15 protein-coding genes, 1 tRNA gene and 2 pseudogenes are annotated in these 20,103 nt (G+C 69.2%); 10 read left to right on the forward strand and 8 right to left on the reverse strand.

What is annotated here, in order from left to right; translation table 11 throughout:
- Window positions 1–64: 64 nt before the first annotated feature.
- The 5 genes and pseudogenes from cas2e (GPA10_RS07215) to GPA10_RS07230 form a co-directional block, all read right to left on the reverse strand.
- On the reverse strand, window positions 65–427 hold the full coding sequence (cas2e, locus tag GPA10_RS07215) for a type I-E CRISPR-associated endoribonuclease Cas2e (RefSeq protein WP_058848578.1): 363 nt from the start codon (window positions 425–427) through the stop codon (window positions 65–67).
- Window positions 424–1,410 (reverse strand): type I-E CRISPR-associated endonuclease Cas1e, encoded by a 987-nt coding sequence (gene cas1e, locus GPA10_RS07220; RefSeq protein WP_058848577.1) that lies wholly within the window; start codon window positions 1,408–1,410, stop codon window positions 424–426. Before cas1e (GPA10_RS07220) ends, cas2e (GPA10_RS07215) begins: the two co-directional genes overlap by 4 nt.
- Window positions 1,407–1,961, reverse strand: a pseudogene (gene cas6e, locus GPA10_RS07225) (type I-E CRISPR-associated protein Cas6/Cse3/CasE); the annotation flags it as partial. The pseudogene cas6e (GPA10_RS07225) and the gene cas1e (GPA10_RS07220), both read right to left, overlap by 4 nt.
- A gap of 745 nt (window positions 1,962–2,706) precedes the next feature.
- Complete coding sequence (locus GPA10_RS43980) at window positions 2,707–2,826, reverse strand: hypothetical protein (protein ID WP_277819666.1); 120 nt, start codon at window positions 2,824–2,826, stop codon at window positions 2,707–2,709.
- Entirely contained in the window at window positions 2,787–4,139 is a 1,353-nt protein-coding gene (locus tag GPA10_RS07230; protein ID WP_157164751.1) for a hypothetical protein, read from the reverse strand. Before GPA10_RS07230 ends, GPA10_RS43980 begins: the two co-directional genes overlap by 40 nt.
- Before the next feature lie 381 nt (window positions 4,140–4,520).
- Between GPA10_RS07230 and GPA10_RS07235 the strand changes: the two genes are divergently transcribed.
- Genes GPA10_RS07235 through GPA10_RS07255 form a run of 5 tightly spaced genes read left to right on the forward strand, consistent with a single transcriptional unit; the run spans window position 4,521 to window position 9,625 of the window.
- Window positions 4,521–6,134 carry a type I-E CRISPR-associated protein Cse1/CasA gene (locus GPA10_RS07235; RefSeq protein WP_343040476.1) on the forward strand — a complete coding sequence of 538 codons (1,614 nt, stop codon included), beginning with the start codon at window positions 4,521–4,523 and terminating at the stop codon, window positions 6,132–6,134.
- Window positions 6,131–6,715: a type I-E CRISPR-associated protein Cse2/CasB gene (gene casB / locus GPA10_RS07240; RefSeq protein WP_157164752.1), complete on the forward strand. Its 585-nt coding sequence runs from the start codon at window positions 6,131–6,133 to the stop codon at window positions 6,713–6,715. Before GPA10_RS07235 ends, casB begins: the two co-directional genes overlap by 4 nt.
- A complete protein-coding gene (locus GPA10_RS07245; RefSeq protein ID WP_343040477.1) occupies window positions 6,712–8,061 on the forward strand; it encodes a type I-E CRISPR-associated protein Cas7/Cse4/CasC in 1,350 nt (449 codons plus the stop codon). Before casB ends, GPA10_RS07245 begins: the two co-directional genes overlap by 4 nt.
- Window positions 8,058–8,906 (forward strand): type I-E CRISPR-associated protein Cas5/CasD, encoded by an 849-nt coding sequence (gene cas5e / locus GPA10_RS07250; RefSeq protein ID WP_058848573.1) that lies wholly within the window; start codon window positions 8,058–8,060, stop codon window positions 8,904–8,906. Before GPA10_RS07245 ends, cas5e begins: the two co-directional genes overlap by 4 nt.
- A complete protein-coding gene (locus GPA10_RS07255; protein ID WP_343040478.1) occupies window positions 8,903–9,625 on the forward strand; it encodes a type I-E CRISPR-associated protein Cas6/Cse3/CasE in 723 nt (240 codons plus the stop codon). Before cas5e ends, GPA10_RS07255 begins: the two co-directional genes overlap by 4 nt.
- Before the next feature lie 265 nt (window positions 9,626–9,890).
- Here GPA10_RS07255 and GPA10_RS07260 read toward each other — a convergent pair whose 3' ends face one another.
- Complete coding sequence (locus GPA10_RS07260; RefSeq protein ID WP_157164754.1) at window positions 9,891–10,082, reverse strand: hypothetical protein; 192 nt, start codon at window positions 10,080–10,082, stop codon at window positions 9,891–9,893.
- 201 nt (window positions 10,083–10,283) lie between these two features.
- Between GPA10_RS07260 and GPA10_RS41640 the strand changes: the two genes are divergently transcribed.
- The 5 genes from GPA10_RS41640 (at window position 10,284) to GPA10_RS07285 (ending at window position 17,265) form a co-directional block, all read left to right on the forward strand.
- Complete coding sequence (locus tag GPA10_RS41640; protein ID WP_198351530.1) at window positions 10,284–14,123, forward strand: P-loop domain-containing protein; 3,840 nt, start codon at window positions 10,284–10,286, stop codon at window positions 14,121–14,123.
- Window positions 14,092–14,931, forward strand: a complete 840-nt coding sequence (gene cas6e, locus GPA10_RS07270) for a type I-E CRISPR-associated protein Cas6/Cse3/CasE (protein WP_241845040.1) — start codon at window positions 14,092–14,094, stop codon at window positions 14,929–14,931. The genes GPA10_RS41640 and cas6e (GPA10_RS07270) overlap by 32 nt, the downstream gene beginning before the upstream one ends.
- A complete protein-coding gene (gene cas1e, locus GPA10_RS07275; protein ID WP_058848568.1) occupies window positions 14,928–15,866 on the forward strand; it encodes a type I-E CRISPR-associated endonuclease Cas1e in 939 nt (312 codons plus the stop codon). The genes cas6e (GPA10_RS07270) and cas1e (GPA10_RS07275) overlap by 4 nt, the downstream gene beginning before the upstream one ends.
- A complete protein-coding gene (gene cas2e, locus GPA10_RS07280; RefSeq protein WP_058848724.1) occupies window positions 15,863–16,228 on the forward strand; it encodes a type I-E CRISPR-associated endoribonuclease Cas2e in 366 nt (121 codons plus the stop codon). Before cas1e (GPA10_RS07275) ends, cas2e (GPA10_RS07280) begins: the two co-directional genes overlap by 4 nt.
- 967 nt (window positions 16,229–17,195) lie before the next feature.
- A tRNA-Arg gene (locus GPA10_RS07285) sits at window positions 17,196–17,265 on the forward strand.
- Between the two features lie 97 nt (window positions 17,266–17,362).
- Here GPA10_RS07285 and GPA10_RS42245 read toward each other — a convergent pair.
- Window positions 17,363–17,800, reverse strand: a pseudogene (locus GPA10_RS42245) (FAD-linked oxidase C-terminal domain-containing protein); the annotation flags it as partial.
- A gap of 218 nt (window positions 17,801–18,018) precedes the next feature.
- Entirely contained in the window at window positions 18,019–19,935 is a 1,917-nt protein-coding gene (locus GPA10_RS07295; RefSeq protein WP_157164755.1) for an AMP-dependent synthetase/ligase, read from the reverse strand.
- Window positions 19,936–20,103: the final 168 nt, after the last annotated feature.

The following is a 20,103-nucleotide window of genomic DNA, read 5'->3' on the forward strand; positions in this document are numbered from 1 at the left end:
GCAGGCCCCGTTTCTGATGACTTTCTCCAACTCGGGCATTTTCACCAAAGGGGACACCCTCGCTTTACTGGCGTCCGTAGCGTCGGCGCTTGGAAGCTTTGCTCCAGCCCGCCGGCGGACCTGATGAGGACGGCTGGCTGACGGCCGGGGCGTTGGGGTCGGGACGGCGGATGAGGATGGTTCCTTCGTGGTCGGTCGGGTGCCATGCGTGGTCGTGTGTGCGGAAGGTGAAACCTTGCTCGTTGTTGGTGGTGTGGGCCATGAGGGCGCGGCCCTGACCGGCGTACTGCTGGACCTCGTTCCACAGGGTGTCGCGGATGCGGGCCGAGGGATTGCCGATGAACACCCCTGCAGAGATCTCCAACAGCCAGCGGGTGAGGAACCCACGCAGACCGGCGCGGCAGTTGGTGAGAACGATGACAGTCACCAGAGTTCGTTTCCGTAATCGTCCTCGGCCCCGTTACTGCCCGCGTAGTTGACTCCGGAGGCGACCTGCTGGCCTGCGTCGCTCTGGAGGGTGACCACGTCCCGGTCAGCGTCGGACGCGGAAGCGGACAGGGCTGCTTCGGGTGGCAGGAGCAGGCGTTGGATGTCGTCCACGCACCGTTCGAGGAGCGACAGTTCGTTGATGCGGTCGCGCACGGCGCGGCGGGTGCGGGGGCCGACGTCCTCCTCGCTCTCGGCGGCTACGTCGAAGGCGAGCGGGATGCCGATCTCCGTCTTGTAGAGGTCGGCGATGTCCAGGACGAAAGAGAGTTCGTGGCCGGAGTGGACGAAGCCGAGGGCCGGGCTGCATCCCAGGGAGGTGACCACGGCGTGGGCGATGCCGTACATGCACTGGGCGGCGGCCGTCACGGCCTGGTTGACCGCGTCGCCGCTGCTGAAGTCGCCGGGCACGTAGCGGCGGCCGCGCCAGGCGATGCCGGTGCGCTGGGCCTGCGCGCGGTAACAGTCCTTGACGCGCCGTCCTTCCCGACCCAGAAGTTCCTGGCGGGTGAGCCCTTCCGGGTCCTCGTCGGGAAAGCGCAGCCGGTACATCGCGCGGGCCACCGCAAGGCGGCTGCGCGGGTTCGCCCACTGACGCGCCTGTGCCTCCATCAGGGCCGAGGAGCGGCTGAGAGCGCGGCCGGAGGCGTAGTAGCGCACACCGTGTTCGCCCACCCAGCAGACGGCCGCGCCCGTCTCGCCGAGCACGGTCATGGCTTGGTGGGTGACGCGTGTTCCCGGGCCCAAAAGCAGCGTGCCAATCGTCGCCGCCGGGATGTGTTTCGTGCCTTGCGCGTCTTGTGCCGTGATGGCGTTGGCATCGCGGTGCACGATGCAACGTTCGAGGTAGAGGAAGGACACGCGCTCACTGGTGCGGGTGAGCTGCCGGGGCGTGAGGTGCGGCCGCTTCGCGACGGACGTCATGCCGGAGTCCGGTCCCTGGTGAGAGGGGCCAGGGTGAGCAGTCCGCATCCGTAAGCTCGGGCCTTGCCGATGCCCTGGGTGAGGGTGCGGCGCAGGGCATGAGGGTCGGTGACCTCCAGCCGTCCGTCGAAGGTGACGGTGACGACGGTTACCGGCCCGCTGCGGCGGGCGCCCTCTCCTGCGCGGGACTTGGCGAAGGAAAGGGTGCGGGTGTCGGTGACCGAAAGTTCGTAGCGGTCGCCGGTGTGGGGTCGGCCCTTGTGGGTCGTGCCGTCGGGCAGCAGGCGGCGCTCTTCGGGCTTTTCGAGGATGCGGAAGCCGCAGCGCTGCTGGCGTTGCTCATCGAGCAGCCAGCCCATCTGGTGCACGAGGGTGACGTGAGCGGTGATCTTGCGGGGCTCGTCCTTGGTACGGCGGATGGTGTGCACGGGGTTCGCGGTCAGCCGGAAGGACCATCGGCCGCCTGCGCTCAGGCGGTCGAGAAGCGGCGTGTAGGGGCGGGTCTGCCAGCCGGGACGGTCCGGGTCGGCTGGTGCTGCGACCGGCCATCCGACGCAGCTCCCCAGCCCGCGCGAACACCTCGCGCAAGGACTGTTTCCCCTGCGAGCTATCGCGCTCCACGACTCCGCTCCAGGGCCGACTGGTCAGGTTGAAGGACCGATGACTGCTGCGCTCATCCAGTTCAGTCACGCATCATCTCCGGGCTCGAAGTTGGCTCTGGCCTGTGACGGCAGCTGCCTCTCATCCACGGCGCGAAGGGGTCAACGGTGCTTGCACGCTGGGGACTTGACAGCCCCTGTCCCCTGCCGCCACAGTGCTGCCGAAAGCATTGGAACGATTTAAGAGGAGGATGTCAATTGACCCAGTGGTTACGTTGGGCGTTAGTGATCATCGGTGTTGTCGTCACGTACTGGTTAGCCCTCCTGTTGGGGCAATGGCTGCCCCTCGCAGGCCCAGAGGACGGCCAGACCAAGTGGGCAACCGCCACAACGCTGGCTGGCACGATCTCCGGCGTTGCGTGCCTGCCGATGGCCAGATGGGCGTGCAACGAACGCCGCCCGCAATGGAGTTCGCAAGACGCTGCTGACTGAGTGAACCGCGAAGCACACAGTCTCGGTTACGCTCATGCACCGCAGTGGCGCTCCTCGGGATGCGCTCGGCAGAACTGAATTCCTGTTCCCCACACTTGTAGGGATGGCCCCGATTTAAGGGGCGGCAATACCCTGCTCCCCGCTCCCGCGGGGATCTCCCTGACGGGGCATACCGTGCCCCGTCAGGGTCGATGTCAGCCACGAGTCACTCCAAGCCGTTCTCGGGGCTGTAGCCAAGTTCGAAGCCTGCCAGCCGGGTTTGACAATCCTCATTGAGCGCGAGGATCAGCTGGTCAGACAGCCACGCGCCTCCTTGCCCTGCCAAGCGGGCACATACAGCTGCTCCAGGTCCGCGATCGCCGCTTCCAGCGTCTGGGCGTAGAAGAACTGCATCGGCAGCCGCAGCCCGCAACTTGCGGCCACCCGCCCGGCGAAGGGCGACGGTGCCTGGTCCTGCGGCAGAGCGATGCCGCCGCGCTGTCGACCCTTTCCGTCCTTCGCCAGCCACGGAAGGGTCATCAGAAAGCCGTCCGCGCGCTGCTGTACGACCACGACCTCCAAGCCCTCCCGGCTGTCTCGGACCTGCGCCCGTCCCGCCCGGGTGTCATCGACTTCACCGACTCCCGCCGCCCCCCATCCGATCAACGGCCGCCCCAGACAACCCACTTCGCCGAGCCGGAACGCCGACGCCCACTCGGCCTGATCCTCGGTGTGCCTCGAACAGGCCCTTCGCCTTCTCCATCGCCGCCTGCCACGACGGGGCCCGACCGGTTCCTGCCCATAGGCATCCTGAACGAGCGGGCTGATATCCGTCGGCAGCCGCACCGGAGACCGCTGGTCGTTCAGATGAGGCAGCAGCACCGCCGCCGACCGCAGCAGCGCATACGCCCCGTACACCGCGCCCCCCCGCACGGGGTCCGGTACCGCCGCGTCCCAGTCCATTCCGGTCAGCCAGCACCGGGCGGTGCGCAGCCGCTCGGGCCGCTGCTCCTGGCCTGTGCCGCGCTGGCGGTGGTGGAGTCGGCCCATCCGCTGCAGCAGCAGGTCGATCGGGCACACGTCGCTGACCAGTAGGTCGAAGTCCACGTCGAGGGGCTGTTCGGCCACCTGGCTGGCCACCACGATGTGGAGTGCGTCCGGCCGCCCCTCCGCTTTGCCGGGCGGTCCGAAGCGGCGCAGTAGGTCACGGTCCTTCTCCGCACGTTCCACATCAACGAACGCGGAGTGCGCCATCGTCACAGCATCGCTGTCGAACCGCCCGCGCACGAGGCTGCCGGTCTCCAGCACACCCCGGACGGTGTTGCGGATCACGAGGACACATCCCACGCCATGCCTCTCCCGCTCTAGTCGGTCGGCCAGAACGTCCACGCCGTCGCCGAGCCGGCCCACGCATACGTCCGTGCCCCGGCCCGACGGCTCAGGACATCGCACCACCCGTGTGCCGCCGGGCGCGACCGCCGTCAGCCGCAGGTACGCGCCCTCGCCTACCGCGGCGCCGTCCTCCTGTGGAGCCGACTTGCCCGCGTACGCCGCGGCCAGCTCCTGCTGTCGCCCGGTCGGCAGCGTCGCATGCAGCACGACAACCGGCACCTGGTACGCACTCAGCCGGGCCAGCACCCGGCCCAGGTAGACACTCATGTAGGCGTCGTAGGCGTGTGCCTCATCCCCGAGAACCCGATATGCGTCGTGGGACCATCCCCGCGGGTGCGGGAGCAGCCAGTGACTGTGCGGTGCTCGAAGAGGGAGCGGGGACGACCATCCCCGCGGGCGCGGCAAGCAGCTCGGACCGGGGCTGCCCCTCACCAAGTGAGCCGGAACCCTACCCGCGCGTGCGAAGAGCAGTCCGGCGAGGAGCCCAGCTCGGCCCGCAGCCGGGGCCCCAGGCGCGGTACACAACTACCCACATCTACACCGGGGTTCATAGATCTAGAGAATCCGCCCTCTAGGGCACTCCGGCCTGCTAACGTCCTGTCCCGTTCAAGCAGCCAACCGTTATGAGCACTGGAGCGATGACGGAACGTGCCTGACTCAAGAGCCGCGCCTGCACGCCGGTTTCAGCCCAGATGGGATCCTCGAGAGGTCCCGTGCATCCCGGTACTGACTCTGGATGACCGGCTCATCGATGTGAGTTTGGTGGACCTGCTCCACGATGCCGACGAGCTGCGGACTGTGGAAGGCGGCACGCCGGGTGAGAAGGTCGCGGTCATCGAGTTCCTGCTGGCCATCTGCTACGCGTCCGGTACGTATCCGCGGTCGGCTGCGCAGTGGCCTGCATGGGTGGATCAAAAGGATGCTCTCCAGCCGGCTGCACAGTGGCTCGCCCAGCGGCCGGAGAGCGAGGTCTGGGATTTGTTCCATCCCTCGGAGCCGCTGGGACAGAACTCTCTGCTCGCACCGTTCCTCGACGAGTACGGCGCCGGACCGGCGCAACTGGTGATCGAACGGGTCGGTGACTACAACCAGTTCTTCGACCATCATCACCTGGAGCACCCCAGCCCGCTGCCGGTCGCCGCTGCCTTCCGGGCCATGCTCACCCAGCACGTGTATGGACCGGCCGGGCGCGCCAGGATCTCGGGCAAGGAGACGCTGGGTGCCACCATCACCAACCTGGCCGCCGCCCGCCTGGGCACGCGCATCCGGGTCATCGCGCTCGGGGACACCCTGGGCGAGACGCTGCGCCTCAACCTGGCACCGGTCAACGGGCCCTCCGGGGAGCTGAACCGTACGTGGACCGTCGGTACGGAGCGACGGGGATTCACAACCAAGCCAAAGGGCCGGGCGGTGGCGGGCCCGGCCGATCTGCACAGCTATCTCGGCCGGTCGATCCTGCTGCGCCCGACCCCTGATGGCGAGTTCGTGGACCGGGTGCTGCTTGGTGCCGGTGAGCTCCTGTCGTTGTCGGACGAGCACATGCAGGATGCGGTGTACGCCACGCGGGCGGACGGCAGCAGCAAACCGCTGTGGGCGTCGGCGAACCGGGCGGTCTGGCGGCAGGCCCATGCCCTCTACGCCGCGGTGGCCGAGGCCCGTTCGCAGGCCGGGAGCAACGACGGTGGCACCTTGTACCGGAGGCTGGCGCTTTTTCCGGCCGCGGATGTGGCTCCCGAGCCCGGCCAGCAGCCCGCGCGCCGCGTCGACTTGTGGGCGGTCGGGCTGGTCGCCAGGCAGACGACCGCCATCGCTTGGGTCGATGGGACGTTCCCGTTCGCCCCCGGACTGGAGGCCCGCCTCTACCTCGCGTCTTACCGGGGTTCACAGATCGCCGAGTTCGTGGCGGGCGCTCTGTACAAGGCGGCGTACACGGCGTGGCGCGTGACGTACCCGAACCCCAAACCGGCCGACAAAAGCAGTCAGATCGCGCGGTTCGACGTGGGCGGCCTGCACTGGGCTGCGACGGAGGAACCGTTCGATGTGCTGATGGAGGAGACCACGCTGGGCGAGGACGTGCGGGCCCTGCTGTTGGAGTATGCGGAGACCGTCAGACTCACCGCGTGCAGGTTCCTGGCCGAAAGGCTCGATTCGCTGCCCAGAAGTGCTCAGGGATCCAAGGCCCGGGCCGCCGCCCTGAGACGGTTCGACGACGAGTTGGCCCAGCCGAAGGCTCCGGCCGAACTCCGAGGGGAGTCCGCATGACCACCAGGCCCGGCGCCGAACCGGAACCCAGTGAAAGCGCCGTCGCGCTCACGAAGTGGCTCGCCAGCCTCGTCCACAACCACGACTACGCCAGCCTCGCCGAGCTTCGACGTCCCCGCATCCAGCGGGAGCCTTACTTCCGGGCCTTGTGGCACAGCCCCGACGAAGCGCAGCGTGAGGTCTACACCCAGGTCGCCTTTCTCTTCGCGGTCTACCACCAGGGGCGCTCCCAGCCCGCCTACGGCTACGGCAGTCTCGGTGACGCGGCGCGCCGTATCGGCAGCGGCAACGGGCGCGGCCCCGATGACCCGGGCGCCGCCCGTCTGATCGACCGCATCGTCTCCAGTCGCCGCATCCCGTGGCGTCATCTGCAGCACGCCGTCGCACGGCTTCGGGCCTGCGACCGGCAACCGCCCTCCTGGTCCCGGCTGGTCGACGACCTCAACCGGTGGCACGACCGCAGAGCCCGTGTCCCCTACGAGTGGGGCGTGGCCTTCCACATCCCTGCGGCTCGGGCTGCCGCCGTGCCCTCCACTGCCGCGCCTGCCGCCTCCTCTCCCGAGAAGGACTCCACTACGTGAACGACAACTCGCCACCCACCGGCGCCCAGTTCCTCTCTCTGCACCTGCTGGAGACCCTGGTGGCTGTGCTCCCCGTACGGGACGAGAACGGCGCGCCCAAGTCCATCGTCTACGGCGGCGTGGAACGCCACATGATCACCAGCCAAGCGCGGCGCCGGGCCGAGCGGATCCACTCCCGCGACCGTGCCAACGCCGGGCGCGGCGCCCTGGCCGGTCGAGCCACCGGCATCCGCACGCGCGAGTGGGCGCTGCTCACCGCACGTGAGCTCGCCTCGGAACACGGCTGGCAGCAGGATGAGGCGATCCGCACCGCACGCGCGGTGATCGAGGCCACCGGCCTCAAGTTCGGGGAGCCCGACAAGAAGACCGTCGCCAATCTGACCCGGGTGCTGCTGTTCGCGCCGGCAGACGCGGGCACCCGCATCGCCGCCCACATCGCCGAGCACGCTGAGACTGTGCGGGCGTGGACCGAGGAATACGTGGCGGCACAGACCGCCGCGGCGGCAGCGGCGGCCAAGAAGAAGAGGGGCCGCAAGGAAAAGGAAGCCGTGCCGGAAGAGCCGGAGCAGGACCCCGCGGAGACGAAGCTGCCCGCGGTGCCGGGCGAGACCCGCGCCGCGGTCCTCACCGCGCTCGCACCGCGCGACGCCATCGACATCGCTCTGTACGGGCGCTTCCTCGCCGAGATCGCCGACTCACCGAACGTCGACGGAGCGGTCCAGAGCAGCCACGCCTTCACTGTCCACGAAGCGGAGCAGGTCGACGACTTCTACGCCGCTGCCGACGACGCAAAGCTGGACCGCAAGAAGAACGCGCTGGACTTTCTCGAAGCGGCCGACGACGCGGGCGCCGGAATGACGGGCTACCAGTCCCTGATCTCGGGCACGTTCTACCGCCACGCGGTGCTCGACCGCCGGAGGCTGCGCCGCAACCTCCAGGCAGCCGGAATGAGCGAGCAGGAAGCGGAGGAGGTATCGGTGGCGGCGGAGGCGGAGTTCGTCACCGCCTTCGTCGAAGCCTTCCCCGAGGCGAAGAAGAACTCCACCGCCTCCACCGGCTCCCTGCCTGTGCTGGTCCTCGCCTTCGACGGCGAGCGCCCGTACAACTACGCGGCCGTCTTCCAGGCCCCCATCGACGAAAGCCCCCTCGACAAGAGCGGCGAAGGACCCGCCGGGCCGGCCGCGGTCAAACGGTTGCTGAAGCACCACGCCTTCGTCAGCCGACGCCGGCCCGACATCAGCGCCGGACGTGTGCTGACCTACGACCCGCAGATCGACGAACTCCTCCACACCCTCGACGACACCAGTGTGACGGCCGTGACCGGCATCGAGGAGCTCACGGCGTGACCGGACACGTCCTGCTCGTACGCCTGGCCGCCCCCCTGCAGTCCTGGGGGGTGGCCTCCCGGTTCTCGCACCGCGACACCCACAGCCGCCCCACCAAGTCCGCCGTCATCGGCCTGTGCGCGGCAGCTCTCGGCCGGGAACGGACGGATCCGGTGGACGACCTCGCCGCCCTCACCTTCGGGGTCCGGGCCGACCACCCCGGCACCCCGGTGCGCGACTATCACACGGTCGGCGCCGGGCGGTTCCCGCTGCGGCCACGTGACGTCATCACCGACCACCGCCGGGCCGCCGCCCTCGCGGGGAGCATGGAGAGCGCCGAAGGACCCGGCTTCGGCCACCACGAACTCGCCCGGTGGTACGGAGCGCCGAAGAAGATCACCCAGGATCCCGTCTCCGGAACCCTCGTCTCCGCCGAACTGGCCCGCACCGCGATGATCACCGAACGCTGGTACCTGTCGGACGCCGCGTTCGTCGCCGCCCTGCACCACCCCGACCGGAGTCTGCTGGAGGACATCGCCCACGCCCTGGAGCACCCCAAGCGGCTGCTGTGGCTCGGCCGCAAGTCCTGCCCGCCCTCCGGCACCCTGGCCGCGGAGATCCTGCCCGGCACCATCGCCACGGCGTTCGCCGGCAAACGCCTGCTGCCCGGCCCGCAGGGCGAAGACACCTCGGGCCGACGCCCCTGGGCGTGGATCCAGGCCCCCTCCGGCACCCGTGGCGCCCTGCAGATCAACGACCAGCCCGTCAGTTTCGACCCTGACCGCCGCTCGCACGCCACCCGCTGGGAGACCCGTACGCGCATCACCATCGCACCGACCGCCACCGAATGGGACATCATCCCGTGACCAGCACCCGGGCCTCGACGGCCCGCTTCGTCGCCACCCACTCCGTCCTCTCCCTCGACGCCCGTCATCCGCTGGTCGCCAAGTCCCTGATCGACGCCCAGGAGATGCACCGGACCGTCATGAGCGGGTTCCGCGGCTGGGTCGAGGACGGCGCCCCAGGCGCGCGCGCCGACATGGGTGTCCTGTCCACCTGGTCGGTGGATCTGAAAGCCGCCGCACTCGTCCTGGTCGTCCAGTCCCGGGTCCCCGGGGACTGGTCTCGTATCCCGCGCGCGGCTTTCACCACCGCGCCGCACCTCATCACCGTCGACCGCACCTTCACCGCGGGCGAGCCCGTAGCCTTCAGGACGGTCGTCAACCCCACGCGCAGCAAGCCGCCGGGCAAGCCCGTCTCCGAAGGGGTCCGGGGCACCCGCACCGCGCACACCACGCCCGAGCATGTGAAACGGTGGTTCACCCGGCGCCTTCAGCCCGCCGGCGAGCCCAAGACGGCCCAGGGTGGCGTCGTCCGCATCGGCGCGACCGCCGACCCCGCGACCCTCGGGATCCGCATGCTGCCGACCGTCTCCAGCGCCCACCGCAACAAACGCGTCCGTATCGGCCGGGCCGAGATCCGCGGCACGCTCACGGTCACCGACCCCGACACCCTCGTCGAGGCCCTGGCCAACGGCCTCGGCCATGCCCGCGCCTACAGCTGCGGCCTCATCCTGACCCGCTGACCCGACACCATCGACACCGCCGACAGCAGCGCCGCAGCGCGCGGGCACACCGCAGCTTGCTTCATGACCCGTACGGGTTGCTTCATGACCCGTACGGGAACGGTGCGTGCGGCGAGCCGGGCTCCCGGCTCGCCGGCCATCCCCGCACACGCAGGAGGAGAAGGACGCAGTGCTCCTAACGGGAGCCATCCCCGCAGGTCTGCGGGAAGCCCAACAGAGGCCGAGGCTACGCCCTGCGTCCTCGTCAGGACCAGCCCGATACACCTCACCGCCCTCCACGACGCCGCATCAGGATGCGCAGGGTCGCCCGGGCATCGCGCCGACGCTGCGGGGTGCGAAAGAGGACGGACGAAGCCGCCACCGTCACGACCGCCACGCAGTAGACGAAAGCCGTGACGGCGGAAAGAACGACACCCGCCCGGAAGACGGGCTCGACGGCAATGTGCAGAACGGACATGCAAGTCCCCCTCGGGGTCGGCAGCCAGAGGTCTTCTCCCCCGGCGCGGTCCCACAGGTATCCACCTTCCCGAGGGCGTTCAGCAGACTTCGCGAAGCCGGGAAAGCCGCATAGAACCTGGTCAGGGGGCAAATGAAGATGCGTTCAGCGAACTCTTCCGCAGACGATGAGGATGGCGGTGCCGGGGAGGTACCGACGTTCATGAGCGATTTGAAGGCGCTGTACGAGGCCGCGGGTGGTCACAGAAAGCTGGGCTACCCGAAGTTGATTCGTGACGCCGCCGCAAGCGGTATCACCTTGATCAAACCCACGCTCACGGCCTGGCTGAACAAGAACCCCCCGGTGAAGCGGGAATACGTCGAGTACGTGATGAAGAGGCTCATCCCCGATCTGAAGGAAAAGGCGGCCAGTCGATCGCCGCACTACCACCAGATCCCGGAGGCATCCTGGGCTGCCCGGCTCACAGCCGCGCAGAAGGTCAGCCAGAGCAACAAGGGAGGCCGCGGCTCCCGTGTGGGCGCGGCCTCCCGAGGCCGTCTGCTGCGCGGGGCCTCCCAGGCACTCCTCGATGTCCTGCCCGTCGACTTCGTCGGGCGCGATGAGGAACTGGACAGCCTGGAGAACTTCGTCACTGCTTCAAAGGGTTCTCCCAACTACTTGTGGTTGCAGGCGGGGCCGTGGGCCGGTAAAACAGGGCTCCTCTCCTGGTTCATCGCCCGTCGCCTGCCCGCCGGAGTCGATGTCGCGCACTACTTCATCGCCGGACGTCTGGGCACCGACCGCCGTGACGGCTTCGTCCGCGCAGTCACGAGTCAGCTGGCCGCCGCCGTCGATGGCAAATGGCGCCCGCGCATGGACCTGGAGCAACCGAACCTGGACCCGCTGTATAAAGCAGCGGCCCAGGCATGCGCCAATCATGATCGTCGTCTCATCCTGATCGTCGACGGACTCGATGAGGACGCCGACGCGGGTCCCGGTTCGGTCGGCATCGCCGGGCTCCTGCCCAAGGACCCGCCTTGCGAGATGCGCGTCATCGTCGCAGGGCGCCCCCATCCGCGCGTGCCGCGGTTGCTGGCGACGGACCACCCACTGCGCACCCCTGCCATCGTCCGGCCGCTGACCGAATCCCCTGACGCGCGCGTCATCCGGGATGCCGCGCTGACCGAGTTGCGCGCTCTTTTGACCGATCCCGGCCTCGGACAGCATCTGCTGGGCCTACTCGTTGCGGCGCGCGGCGCCCTCACGGGGGCGGACCTCGCCGAACTTGCGGGGGTTACGCCCTCTGAGGTGCGCGGCAAACTCTCGGGTGTCACCGGCCGTTCCCTGGCTCCCACCCGCATCGATCTGCTGCCCCTGGACGTACGCACCGAAGCAGAGGCAGCGGCGGGACGTCAGACATTCGTGCTGGCCCACCAAGAACTCCATGACACCGCACACCAGGAACTCGGCCGCAGCTTTCGCGCCACATGCACCACTGCCCTGCACGATTGGGCCCGCCGATACGGCGACGAAGGCTGGCCCCACGACACCCCGAACTACCTGCTCACCGGCTATGCCCGCCTCCTGCACGCGCAAGGTGACGCCGAACACCTCACAGCCCTGGCTCTCGACGCCCGCCGCCAACTCCGCCTCCTTCACCGCTCCGGGCCGGACATTGCCCTTCTCCACCTCGACCTCGCCGCTTCAGCTCACACGGCCCGAGTGCCACCGCTGGGCACTACCGCGGCGATCGCCGCCTCCTGGGAGATGCTGCTGCCGCACGTGCGACCGCTGCCCCCAGCGGTGGCACAGACCCTCGCCCGGCTCGGCGACGCGCCACGGGCCCGCGCCCTGATCAACAGCGCCGGGCGCGCCGTCGACAAGGCGCTGAACCTGGCCGGCGTGGCACGCGTCCTGCACACCATGGGTGACACCCAAGCCGCTGCCACCGCCCAGGAGGCAGCCAGGTGTGCTCATCAGGCGCTGCGTGAGGCGGGCAGGTTCGGTGACAGCGTCGACGAGGCGGAAGGCGCCGCAGGGCAAGCGGCTCTCGCCCTGCTGGAATCAGCTCTACCGGCGACCGACGACCCGACGCATGAGGTGAACGTTCCTCGCCGATCGGCCGCAGAGTACTGGGCCGCGCCCGCCGACACGGTCCGTGCTGCGGGCGGCAGCCGCGCCCGCCAGAGCCTCCTGGATGAGGCCCTGGCCCTGCTCCGCCGCACCCGCGGGGTGGGGACGGCCCGCCTGGAAGCATGGGCGCAGGCCGCCCGCCTGCTGGCAGCGGACCACCCTGAGCAGGCCGACGAACTCCTGGACACACTGGAAGAACAAGCCGAAACCCTCGCCTGCGACGATCCAGCCGAAACAGACTCCGCAACCTGCGCGATCCAGCTCTGGCAGACGGTGGCCTGCGCGGCCCCCGACCGCGCCGAACGCCTCGTGGACCGCATCCTGGCCCACGCGCACGAGGTCTTCACCGATGCGCCCACCCTGGAAAACGTCGCCACGCTCGCCATCGCCGTCCAATGCGCCGCGCCCTCCCGGCCCGAGCCAGCTGCGCGCCTTGTGTCCGCCGCCTGCCGCCATCTCGAGCACGTCCTGGGCCCGGACGCTGCCCCCATGACGCCGGCGGACACCTTCCACGTCGAGTTCGGCTTCCGGCACACCCTCGCCCTCCTTACGCAGGCACTCGGCGACATCGGTGCACCACCGGATCGGATCACCCACGTACGGCAACTCGCCGACAGACACCTCCCAGCAGAGCCGCAAGAGCGGGCGGAACCGTCATCGGCCGAGGACGAGCTCGCCAAGCAATCCCACGAACTCTTCGGAACCGCCCTTCGCCTGGCCGAGAACGCCAACAGCGATGAGGCCGAGCATTACCTGGAGCAGGGCCTGGCACTCCAGCCCACCAGCATTCCCGGAAGCGGCCGCAGCCCCATGTGGCTCCCCGACCTGGCAGCCGCCCTCATCCGCGCTGACACCGCCGCGGACATCCAACCCCTCACCGACCTGGCCCAGCACCCCGCCGACCGCGTCCGTCTTCACGCCGCTCTAGCCCTGGCGTACAGCGACACACACCACCTCGCCACGGCCCGCCGCCACGCGCAGGAAGCAGCCCACGCGGCCACCACCAGCCATCACTGGCCTTTTGCGGCGCAGGCGCTGGCAAGCGCCGGCGAGGTACAGGCCGCCGTCCGCCTCATCGAAAAGCACCCGCAGCCGCGCAGAGCCGCAGCGCGGGCGGCATGGCGCACCACCGATCGCGCGGTGCGCGTCGCCGTCGCCACGGAGCTGTCCACCCATGCCCCCGACGAGGCCGGCGAACTGCTCCTCCCGCTTCTCAAGCGCCTCGATGCCACCAGCCATGCCGTCCGAAGCACCGGCCTGCTGTCTCCCCTGGCCGGAATCCTGCCCGCCGCAGAGCACTTACCGCCCGCGCCACGAGAGCTCCTTGAAACCTTGCTGGAGCGAGCACGCGACCAGTCATCCCGCCACAGCCCCCACTCCTGGCACCCCGAAGACGTCCTCGTGCGCGCATTCCTGCGCGTCAAGGCCGGCGAATACCCCGAGTGGGAACTGACGTGGCTGACACAGGACCTCACCGGCCGTGGGCCCGAACACTTCCCCACCCCCGCCCTCGCGGTCCTCCACGCAACCCTCGGAGACAGCCACACTGCCCTGCGGGTAGCAAATCAGCCCACCGGACCACTCCTCCGAGCTTCCGCACTCACCGCGGTCGCCACCCACTGGGCGCGTCTCCCGGCCCACCCTCACCCCGTGTCGGACCCCACCACAAAGACCCACTTCACCCGAGCCATTCAGCACCTGGCGCAAAGCGCCTCATCAGCGACTCCTCATCCCGAAGCGTCCGCCAAAGCGCTTCACCACGTCCTGACCACGCCGGTCTGGCACCACGCCATACAGATCTTGTACAAGCTCGCCCCGGAGGCAATCACCGCCATCCGCGCTATCGCGCTGACACACCTCGACGAGCCCGCGCGCCGCAACTCCGCTGAGCCTAGGCATGGGATCGACGGTGAACACAGACTCCTTTAACCCCCGCGGAGAAACCCTGCCGCTACAGGTCTCGCCAACAGCGCACCGCCGTTTACGGTGCTTTGCCGTACGTGAGCCAAGGCACCTTTTACGGCGCCTTGCTGTACGTGGGGCAAGGCCATCACGCCGGGCGACCGAGTCGCACCCGAAGGGGTGCGCGTGCCGTCAGTATGGGCTTCCCCGACCGCCCGCCCCGCGACGGCCAAGGCCCACGCATCCTGTGGCGCGTCGACCGCACCACTGCCCCGGAAACCGCCCCCTTCATCGTCAGCCCCACCCGCCTGGACCTAACTCACCTCATCGAACAAGCCGACTGACCCACCCTGGGAAGGCCCAGGTGGACCACGTTCGCCTACGGACAGTTCCTAGACGCCCTGGCCTGGCAGCCGGGGACATCTGGGGTAGCCAGCTGATCGCCAACCCCGTCCGCCACATCCGCCTGCCCCAGGACGCACCGGGTGCCCGGACCAAACGCGCTGCTCACGTCTCCCCGCGCTACCAGATGCAGTGGCTCCTCAAGCGCCAGGAGAAGGCAGGCTTCAAAGTGCTCCCCAAGCCCGCCGACCGCCAACTGACGCAGTATGGAGACGCGTACGAGCTGATCGTGCGCGACCAGCAGCCGCTCCAGTTCCGCCGCCCCCCGGCCCAGCAGGCCGGGCAGGACGTCTGCTTCACCCGGGTCGCCTTCGACGGCCGCCTGCGCATCACCAACACCGACGCCTTCCGCCGCACCCTCACCCACGGCCTGGACAAATCCAAAGCGTACGGCTGCGGCCTCATGACGCTGGCCGCGGCAGGCGGACGATGAGCACCGTCAGCCGCCGCAGTACCTCGACCCCCCGAGAGCTGGCCCGCGTCGGCGACCGGCTCTCTTTCATCTACCTGGAGCGGTGCACCGTACACCGCGACGACAACGCCATCACCACGACCGACGCGGACGGCACCACGCACATCCCCGCCGCCACCATCGGCACCCTCCTGCTCGGCCCCGGCACCCGCGTCACCCACCAGGCCATGTCCGTGCTGGGCGAGTGCGGAGCCGGCGTGGCCTGGGTGGGCGAGCACGGCGTGCGCTACTACGCAGGCGGCCGCGCCCTGACCCGCTCCTCCGCCCTGGCCGAAGCCCAGGCCAGCACCTGGGCCAACCGACGCACCCGGCTGAAGGTGGCCCGGGCCATGCACCGCCTGCGCTTCCCCGACGAAGACCCCGCCGGACGCACCCGTCAGGACATGCTGTCCATGGAAGGCCGCCGTCTCAAGGACTGCTACCGCCGCGAATCCGCCCGCACCGGCGTCCCCTGGAAGCGCCGCGACTACCACCGCGACAACTTCGCCGCAGGCGACGCCCCCAACCAGGCCGTCACCGCTGCCGCGCAGTGTATGTACGGCATCGCCCATGCCGTCGTGACCGCCCTGGGCTGCTCCCCCGCCCTGGGCTTCGTCCACTCCGGCCACGAACGCTCCTTCGTCCTGGACATCGCCGACCTCTACAAAACCGACATCGCTATCCCCGCAGCCTTCGACGCCGCCGCCGACGGCCCCGACGACGTGGCCTCCCGCACCCGCCGAGCCCTGCGCAATCGCATCAAGGACACCAACCTCCTCGACCGCTGCGTCAACGACATCAAAACCCTCCTCCACCACGACGACACCAGCGACCACCAGGACCGCGTGGCCCTGCAGTCCGACGGAGACGCCCACCTCGAAAGCGGCCGAAACTACAGTGACGAGGCGCTGTGGTGACCGTCATCATCCTCGCTAACTGCCCCGCCGGCCTGCGCGGATTCCTCACTCGCTGGCTCCTGGAAATCTCCCCCGGCGTCTTCCTCGGCTCCCCCAGCGCCCGCATCCGCGACCACCTGTGGGACGAAGTCCGCCAGTACGCCAACCAAGGCCGCGCCCTCCTCGTCCACCAAACCGACACCGAACAAGGCTTCACCTTCCGCACTCACAACCACGCCTGGCATCCCACCGACCACGAAGGACTCACCCTCCTCCACCGCCCAGCCCCTCAAACCACCCACCCGGGAACCGACCGCCAGCCCAAGCCTCCGAAACAGAACTGGAGCAAGGCCGCTCAACGCCGTAAGTACGGCCGTCGCTAACCGATCAAGCCCACACCCGCACAGACAGATCGGCGCCATCCATGCGTGAAGAGATACGAGTTATGTCGGAGTTCTGGGAAGTAAGTAAAAACCACCATCTCGCCTGACAAAGCCGCTGGTCACGGCCTGTCGTCCCCGCGCCTGCGGGGCTGTTCCCTCGCGGTCGCTGTCGTCATCGAGTACCCATGCGTCGTCCCCGCGCCTGCGGGGCTGTTCCCGTCGCCCGCGCCGCGGTGTCCCCGCGCAGCAGGTCGTCCCCGCGCCTGCGGGGCTGTAGCGACTGTCGCCCCTGCGTCTTTGGGGCTGTTCCAACTTGGGTGCCCGGGCCATCAGCAGTGCGGCGTGGTCCCGGCACATGTGAGGCTGTTATCTTCCTCCCTCAGCAGTTGAGTTGAAGGACGGTGCCCGCACAGGGGGAGCCACTCCCGGTTCCGGCCATGAGCATGATCTGCGTACTCTGATCCCAGCTCTTGAGCGGCTGTGCCATCGCCTTCGCTAGCTACCGTCCGCTTCGAGATGGTCCCCGCGCATGCGGGGGTGGCCCCTGGGCCTTGTGTCTAACCAAGCGGATAGCGCAGTGCTCCCCGCGCATGCAGGGATAGACGCAAGTCGTGGTTGGCGGCTAGTTCCCGCTCGTGTGTCCCCTGGCTGCTCCCCGTGCCCAACGAAGAAAGCACTACCGCAATGCTTCGCACATGCCAGTCTAGCTGGGCACGGCCACATTACAGCGGCAAACGACTGCAGGAATTTAGCACTCTCCGCCAGACACAGCAGTTTCAGTTTCGGCCCTCTCCTCACCTCGGCTCGAAGCTCTGCGCAGGGCTTCTCACCCATGCGGATGGTGTAGGAGATCGTCGGAAGCCTTGGAGACGCCAAGGCTTCTCGCACTTCTAGGGCTGGTATCCCACATACGTCCCACAGCTTGAAGAGGTACGGCCACGAGCTCCCGGGTTTGCGCAGGTCAGCTGCCGTAGCGCAGAAAGCAGAGCAGGCGCCTTCTAAGCGCTTGGCCGCAGGTTCGAGTCCTGCCGGGGGCGCTCTTCGTAGATCCTCCTTCGGGAGGGCTCCTTTTCGTCCGCTGGTCGGCGGAGGAAGAGGGGCAGGCCGGGGGGAGGCGAAGGTCTTTTCCGGGTTCGGGATTTCGTGTGGGGCCAGGGCCTGCTTGACCGTCTGGTGGAGGGCCAGGGCCTCCGGGTCGAGTTCCGTCGTCATGTCGCGGTGCTTCAGGAGGCCCATGCCGTGTTCGCCGGTGATGGTGCCGCCCAGGGGCCGGGTGTCGTCCAGGATGGCCTCGAATGTGCGTTCGGTGCGGACGCGTTGGGGGCGTCGGACGGGGGCGTGATGATCAGGAGGTGGAGGTTGCCGTTGTCGGCACTCCGGTGGCGACGACCGCCCTGACGGCCTACCCCGCAGCCACCACCGAGTCGAAGTGGCCGGCGATCGTCCGCTCCGGAGGGCGCCCCGGAGGAAGCCCCGGAGGGAGCCCCGGAGGGAGAGCGCCAGAGGGCACCCCGGACGCAGGCGCAGCGTGACCGCCGCGATCACGTCCAGCCTGCCCTCGGAGCCGACCATCAGGCCGCCGCACAGGTCGTAGCCCGCCACGCCCAGGGCCGTGCGGCGGCCCAGGGACCCCCTCTCCCCGCGGCCCGTCACCGCCCCCCCCCCCCCCGAGGCCCAGGACGTCGTCGCGCGTCACGCGTGCTTCACGCAGCACATGCCGCCCGCGTTCGTGGCCACGTCGCCGCCGATCGTGGACCACATCGTGGACCACGGGGAGCTCGCCGGGACCGTCAGCCGTAGAGCCCCTCGATCTCCCCCGCGAACGCCTCCGCCGCAGCCCCGCGCTTGATCTTCATCGACGGGGTCAAGAGCCCGTTCTCCTCCGTGAACTCCCCCTCGACCACGACGAACCGGCGGATGGATTCGGCCCGCGACACCGCCTGGTTCGTGTAGTCCACGGCCTTCTGTATGTCGGCGAGCAGGTCCGGGTCCCGGCACAGTTCGGACAGCGGGGTGTCCTCGGGGCGCTTGCGGACGGCGAGCCAGTGCGCGGTGGCCTCCGGTTCTAGGGTGATGACCGCGGCGACGTAGGGGCGGTTGTCGCCGACGACGAGGCACTGGCCGACGAGCGGCCGGCCGCGCAGCCGGTCCTCCAGGACGGCCGGTGAGACGTTCTTGCCGCCGGACGTGACCAGGATGTCCTTCTTGCGCCCGGTGATGGTGAGATAGCCGTCCCCGTCCAGGGAACCGAGGTCTCCGGTGGCCAGCCACTCGCCCGTCAGGACGGCGTCGGTGGCCTCCTTGTTGTTCCAGTACGAGGTGAAGACGATGCCGCCCTTGACGAGCACCTCGCCGTCGTCCGCGATGCGTACCGCCGTACCCGGCACGGGCACGCCGACCGTGCCGGGGCGCGGTCCGAGGGGCGGCACGATGGTGGCGGCCGCGGTCGTCTCCGTCAATCCGTAGCCTTCGTAGATGACGATTCCGGCTCCGTAGAAGAACAGGTTGAGGCGTTTGTCGAGCGGGGAGCCACCGCTGATCGCGTAGCGCAGACGGCCGCCGACCTCCTTGCGGATGCGGCGGTAGACGAGCACTTCGTAGAGGGCCCACGCGGCGTAGCGGCCGAGGGAGGGCCCCGGGCCCCGCCCGAGGAACTTGTCCAGGTACGCCTCCGCGAAGCCCACACCGACCCGCTCGGCGCGGTCGAAGGACGCGCCGCGGCCGATCTTCTCGGCGGTCGCCCGCCCCGTGTCGTGGGTACGCTCGAAGAGGTACGGCACGCCCACGAGGAACGTCGGCCTGAAGGACCGCAGTTCGGGACGGAGCTCGTCCGGTTTGATGCTCGGGCAGTGGCCGAACTCGATCCGCGCCCGCATGCAGGCGATCTGGATGCTGCGGCCCAGGATGTGGGCGAGCGGCAGGAAGAGCAGCGTCGACGCGGTCTGCCCGGTGATCGCCTTGAAGACCGGATGCATGAGTTCGACGGTGTTGGCCGCCTCGGCGTGCAGATTGCCGTGCGTGAGGGCACAGCCCTTGGGCCTGCCGGTGGTGCCGGAGGTGTAGCAGAGCGTGGCCACGGAGTCGGGGCCGAGAGCCGCGCGGCGCTCGGTGACCTCCTGGTCGCTCACCCCGTGCCCCCGCTCGGCGAGTTCGAGGACCGCGCCGTCGTCGATGACCGACACGGCGGGGGGCGCGTCGAGTCCGGCGACCGCGCGCCGCGCCGTATCCGCGTTCTCGGTGCTCTCGGCGATCAGGAGGCGGGCGCCGGAGTCCCGTACGATCCACTCGATCTGTTCGGCGGACGACGTCGCGTAGACGGGTACGGTCTGGCCGCCCGCCGCCCATGTCGCGAAGTCGAGCACCGCCCACTCGTAGCGCGTACGGGACATCAGGGCGACCCGCCCGCCCGGTTCGAGGCCCGCCGCGATCAGGCCCTTGGCGGTCGCGGTGACCTCGCGGGCGAAGACGGCTGCCGTGACGGGGCGCCACCGGCCCGCCTCCTTGCGGCGCAGCACGACGGCGTCCGGGGCCTCGGCCGCGTTGGTGTACGGGATGTCGGCGGTGCTGCCGCGGACCGCAGGCGCCGCGAGCGCGGGCGTGCGGGCCTCCCGTACGACGCCGTGCTCGTCCCTGACGGTCTCGACCTCGGCGCGGTCCGCCAGATCCGTGCGGCGGCGCGCCTGCTTCAGGTCCTTGCGTACGCCCATGACGGCTCCCGGTTCGTCCACATGACACGGGTACGGCGAACATCTCCTAACTTCGGAGTCAACTTACCGACGCGTAGGGGAAATTCAATGGTTCGCGCAGAAGAACGCCGAAGCCCTCCGGGACCGGGACGCCCTCTGGCCACGCCCGTACCCGCTCGCTACCGTCCG

It is taken from the genome of Streptomyces typhae (assembly GCF_009755605.1).
In the GTDB taxonomy this organism is placed as follows: Bacteria; Actinomycetota; Actinomycetes; order Streptomycetales; family Streptomycetaceae; genus Streptomyces; species Streptomyces typhae.

What these genes read in the sequence shown, in the direction of transcription:
- GPA10_RS41640 (WP_198351530.1), top strand. Translation starts at nt 10,284, where the DNA reads ATGAGCGATTTGAAGGCGCTGTACGAGGCCGCGGGTGGTCACAGAAAG.
- casB (WP_157164752.1), top strand. Translation starts at nt 6,131, where the DNA reads ATGACCACCAGGCCCGGCGCCGAACCGGAACCCAGTGAAAGCGCCGTC.
- GPA10_RS07260 (WP_157164754.1), bottom strand. Translation starts at nt 10,082, where the DNA reads ATGTCCGTTCTGCACATTGCCGTCGAGCCCGTCTTCCGGGCGGGTGTC.
- GPA10_RS07295 (WP_157164755.1), bottom strand. Translation starts at nt 19,935, where the DNA reads ATGGGCGTACGCAAGGACCTGAAGCAGGCGCGCCGCCGCACGGATCTG.
- cas1e (WP_058848577.1), bottom strand. Translation starts at nt 1,410, where the DNA reads ATGACGTCCGTCGCGAAGCGGCCGCACCTCACGCCCCGGCAGCTCACC.
- cas1e (WP_058848568.1), top strand. Translation starts at nt 14,928, where the DNA reads ATGAGCACCGTCAGCCGCCGCAGTACCTCGACCCCCCGAGAGCTGGCC.
- cas6e (WP_241845040.1), top strand. Translation starts at nt 14,092, where the DNA reads ATGGGATCGACGGTGAACACAGACTCCTTTAACCCCCGCGGAGAAACC.
- GPA10_RS07230 (WP_157164751.1), bottom strand. Translation starts at nt 4,139, where the DNA reads ATGAGTGTCTACCTGGGCCGGGTGCTGGCCCGGCTGAGTGCGTACCAG.